The organism is Leptolyngbya sp. FACHB-36 (assembly GCF_014695955.1).
Taxonomy (GTDB): Bacteria; Cyanobacteriota; Cyanobacteriia; order Leptolyngbyales; family Leptolyngbyaceae; genus FACHB-36.
Map to the genome: position 1 here is coordinate 1 of NZ_JACJPG010000128.1, position 3,094 is coordinate 3,094.

2 protein-coding genes are annotated in these 3,094 nt (G+C 57.8%); one reads left to right on the top strand and one right to left on the bottom strand.

The features are described from left to right. On the top strand, positions 1–1,599 hold a 1,599-nt coding region (priA, locus tag H6F43_RS01805), incomplete at its 5' end, for a primosomal protein N' (RefSeq protein WP_190340310.1). 7 nt (positions 1,600–1,606) lie between these two features. On the opposite strand, the gene H6F43_RS01810 is transcribed toward priA, so the two are convergent. Continuing rightward, a partial coding sequence (locus H6F43_RS01810; RefSeq protein WP_190340311.1) for a hybrid sensor histidine kinase/response regulator occupies positions 1,607–3,094 on the bottom strand: 1,488 nt, incomplete at its 5' end.

The window sequence follows — 3,094 nt, forward strand, 5'->3', positions numbered from 1 at the left end:
GGATTCACTCAAGTGCTGCTGCACGGCGTCACGGGGTCGGGCAAAACCGAAGTGTATTTGCAAGCGATCGCGCCGGTGCTGCAGCGCGGGCAGTCGGCGCTGGTGCTGGTGCCAGAAATTGGCTTAACGCCGCAGCTCACCGATCGCTTCCGCGCCCGCTTTGGCAGCTCCGTCTGCGTCTACCACAGCGCCCTGTCTGAGGGAGAGCGCTATGATACCTGGCGCAACCTGCTCAGCGGTACTCCTCAGATCGTCATTGGCACCCGTTCTGCCGTTTTCGCGCCCTTACCTAACCTGGGCTTGGTCGTTCTGGACGAAGAACACGACAGTAGCTTCAAACAAGACCAGCCCGCACCTTGCTACCACGCCCGCACCGTCGCTCGTTGGCGAGCCGAACTAGAAGACTGCCCGATCGTTCTGGGGTCCGCAACGCCCTCTCTAGAAAGCTGGCTGGCGGTAAAGGGCAGTGAAGAGCCGTGTCAGAATTCAGAATTCAGAATTCAGAACTCAAAATTCCTTTCCCTTCCCACCCGCATCCAGGCGCGTCCGATGCCGCCGATCGAGCTTGTAGACATGCGGCAGGAACTGCGCGCGGGAAATAGCTCGATGTTTAGCCGCCCGCTGCGATCAGCGCTAGAGGCGCTGAAAGAGAAAGGGCAGCAGGGAATCCTATTTATTCATCGTCGGGGGCACAGCACTTTCGTGTCCTGCCGGAGCTGCGGCGATGTCGTTGTCTGCCCGCACTGCGATGTGTCGCTGACCTACCACCACACCCATGCCGAAGCGACACCGCTGTTGCGCTGCCACTACTGCAACTACGTCCGGTCGCTACCCAAAACCTGCCCATCCTGCGATTCAACTTACTTTAAGTATTTCGGCAGCGGTACGCAGCGAGTGGTGCAAGAGCTAGAGCAGCAGTTTCCCGACTTGCGCGTGATGCGGTTCGACAGCGACACCACGCGGGCAAAAGGAGCGCACCGATCGCTGCTAACGCAGTTTGCACACGGCGATGCCGATCTGCTGGTAGGAACCCAAATGCTAACCAAAGGCATCGATCTGCCCCAGGTGACGCTGGTAGGAATTCTGGCGGCGGATGGACTGCTGCACCTGTCGGACTACCGTGCCAGTGAGCGCACATTCCAGACCTTGACTCAGGTAGCGGGGCGCTGTGGACGCGGTGATGAGCCAGGGCAGGTGATTTTGCAAACCTACTCGCCAGAGCATCCCGTGATTCAAGCGGTGCAGCGACAGCAGTACGAGGCGTTTGTAGACGCAGAATTGCAGCAGCGTGCCAGCCTCAACTATCCGCCCTATGGGCAGTTGATTCTGCTGCGCTTTAGCAGTCCGAACGCGATCGCGGTGCAAAAAGCCGCCGATCGCGTGGCTCAATCCCTTGCCGCACTGCAAGCGGACGGAGTTGAGGTGCTCGGTCCGGCACCCGCACCGATTCTGCGAGTCGCCCGCCGCTTCCGCTGGCATCTGCTGCTGAAGCTGCCGCCGAACTGCACCGCCGCGTTGCCAGAGGTGTCAGAGCTGCGATCGCTCTGTCCCAGCCTAGTTAGCTTGACGATGGATGTAGACCCGCTCAATTTAGCCTGAGATCACATTAGGGCGACCTATCCGGCAGGTGCAGCGTGAAGCAGCTGCCGCGCCCCAGTTCGGACTGGAGCGTAATCTCGCCTTCGTGCAATCGTGCCAATCGCTGAGCTAAGGCGAGTCCCAGTCCAGAGCCTTGATAGCGGCGGTTCAATCCGCTATCGAGTTGCTGAAACGGCTGAAATAGCCTGGTTTGATCGGTGGCGGCAATTCCAATTCCGGTGTCAATTACGTCAAAGTCGAGCCCGTCTCCGGTACGGCTGACGCGCAGCGTTACGGAGCCAGCCTCAGTAAATTTCACCGCGTTTGAGAGCAAATTGACCAGAATCTGTCGCAGGCGACGCAGATCGGCATGGCAGATTGTGGCGTCCGGTGCAATGTCCAGGTTTAGGTCGAGTCCTTGGTGGCGCGATTGAGCGTCTATCAAGGACATACAGGCTCGGCACAGGTCTTCTACGCTGACTAGCTCGATCGTCAACTCCTCTTTGCCTGCTTCAATCCGCGCTAAATCAAGCACGTCGTTAATCAGCTCTAGGAGATGCTCCCCAGACGAGTGAACTGTCGTTAGATACTCCTGCTGCCGCTGATTCAAAGGACCAAACACCTGCTGCAGTAAAACGCTAGAGAATCCCAGAATACTAGTCAGCGGCGTGCGTAGCTCGTGGCTCATGTTGGCTAAAAATTCGGTTTTGGCGCGGTTCGCCGATTCCGAAACTAAGCGTTCGTCCTCTAGTTCCTGGGTGCGTTCTTGCACCAGCCGTTCTAGTTGTTCGTAGCTTTGGGCGTTGTAGAGGGCGATCGCAACTTGCTCCGCAATCTGCTCTAGCGACGACACTTCTTCGGACGTAAAAATGCGGTACGTGACAGTCGTATGCAGTGACAGGCTACCGAAAAACTGGTTGCGTATAAAAATGGGCACGCGCAGAATCGATCGGAGCTGCGACTGCTCAATTAAAGCGGCGCGGGCAGGCGGATGCTGAAACGCGGCGTAGTCCTGCGCTTGAAACGGTTCATGCTGCCACAGATCATCGTCCGTATCCCGCTGCCCAAACCAATCGGCTAGTGAGCTGTGTGTACCCAGCATTGTCGGAACCTGGAGGTTCAAGCGCCACTCACTGACGGCAATCACCTCGTTGGTTCCTAACCGCCACAGCACCACGCGATCGACGCGGAAATACTGCCCCGTGCACTGGACAATGTCTTGCAGCACCTGATTCGGGTCAAGTGTGGAATTGAGCGATCGACTAATCTGATTCAGCAGTCTTTCTCGACGCGCGAGCGACTGAATTTGCACGTAGGCTTGGAAACGACGAGATATGGTCGCTCCGAGCAGCAGCGCCGTCTGTGAAACCGCTAGCAGACAGAACTGCACCGTTGCCAGTTCTAGCCCCAGGAGAGGCGAGGGTGCAGGCAATGTCAGCAGGGCGGCACCTGTGTTAATCACCAGCACCGATAGCGTTGCCGCCCACACGCCATAGCGAACCGTGAGCCAGATCAT